This window comes from Acidovorax sp. SUPP3334 (genome assembly GCF_030159055.1).
In the GTDB taxonomy this organism is placed as follows: domain Bacteria; phylum Pseudomonadota; class Gammaproteobacteria; order Burkholderiales; family Burkholderiaceae_C; genus Paracidovorax.
Window position 1 is genome coordinate 1 of sequence record NZ_BQXQ01000106.1, and the last position, 1,223, is coordinate 1,223.

At 62.9% G+C, this 1,223-nt stretch carries 1 protein-coding gene; it reads left to right on the forward strand.

What is annotated here, in order from left to right; genetic code table 11:
* Window positions 1–54: 54 nt before the first annotated feature.
* Window positions 55–1,223, forward strand: a protein-coding gene (locus tag AVHM3334_RS23665; RefSeq protein ID WP_284415873.1) for an IS3 family transposase whose coding sequence is annotated in 2 segments (ribosomal slippage) — window positions 55–322 and window positions 322–1,223 — 1,170 coding nt annotated over the 2 segments. Because the reading frame shifts where the segments join, the coding sequence is not laid out codon by codon here. This gene is flagged as partial in the annotation.

Below are 1,223 nucleotides of genomic sequence, written 5' to 3' on the forward strand. Positions count from 1 at the left end.
TGGAGTTGACCCGGTTCCGTGGACACATCATTCTTTGTGTTCAAGGAGTCGCAAATGTCCAAAGTAAGACCGCCGTACCCGGCGGACTTCCGCCAACAGATGGTCGAGCTAGTTCGAGCCGGTCGCTCACCCGCGCAACTCTCGCGTGAGTTCGGTGTCACCGCCCAGTCCATCACCAACTGGGTCGGCCAGGCCGCCATTGATGACGGCAAGCCTTTACCCGGCAAGGAAGGCCTGACCACCGCCGAGCGGGAAGAGCTGGTGCGTTTGCGCCGGCAGTTGCGCCAGGTCCAGATGGAGCGCGACATCCTGGCAAAGGCTACGGCCTGGTTTGCCGGTCGCAGCGATGCGACTTCAACGAAGTCTTCGGACTCGTGATGGCAAACCAGGCCGACCTTCCTGTGCGCACCATGTGCCGCGTCCTCGGTGTCTCTGCTAGCGGCTTTTATGCTTGGCGCGGCCGTGCCCCTTCACAGCGCAGCATCGCCAACGCGGTGATGACCGAACGCATCCGCCAGATTCACCTGGACTCCTATGAGTCCTACGGCATGCCTCGGGTGCGTGCCGAGCTCATCGAGCAAGGCGTGTGTATCAGCCGCCAGCGCGTGGCCCATCTCATGAGGCAAGCCGGCATTCACGGCATCAGCAAGCGCCGAGGCTTCACCGTCACCACCCGTCGCGACAAACGTCAGGCCCCGGCCAGTGATCTGGTCAACCGGCGTTTCCACGCCACTGGCCCGAACCAGCTGTGGGTGGCGGACATGACCTACGTGCCGACGTGGATGGGGTTCCTGTATCTGGCGGTGGTCATCGATGTCTGGAGCCGGCGCGTGGTGGGCTGGGCCATGGGAGAGCGCATGACCGCCGACCTGGTGCTGGCGGCCTTGAACATGGCGCTGGAGCAGCGCAAACCCAAGGGTGTCATCCACCACAGCGACCAGGGCAGCCAGTACACCAGCCTGGCCTTCGGGGAGCGCTGCCGGCAGATGCAGGTGCGACCTTCGATGGGAACGGTGGGCGATGCCTACGACAACGCGATGGCCGAGAGCTTCTTTGCGAGCATGGAAGGCGAACTCATCGAGCGCAACCGCTTCCAGAGCAAGGCCCATGCCCGAATGGCCGTTTTCACCTGGATTGAAGGCTGGTACAACCCTCGGCGCCGACATAGCGGCCTGGGCTACCTCTCACCCCTGAACTTTGAAAGGAGCAACGAAGCCTTGTTT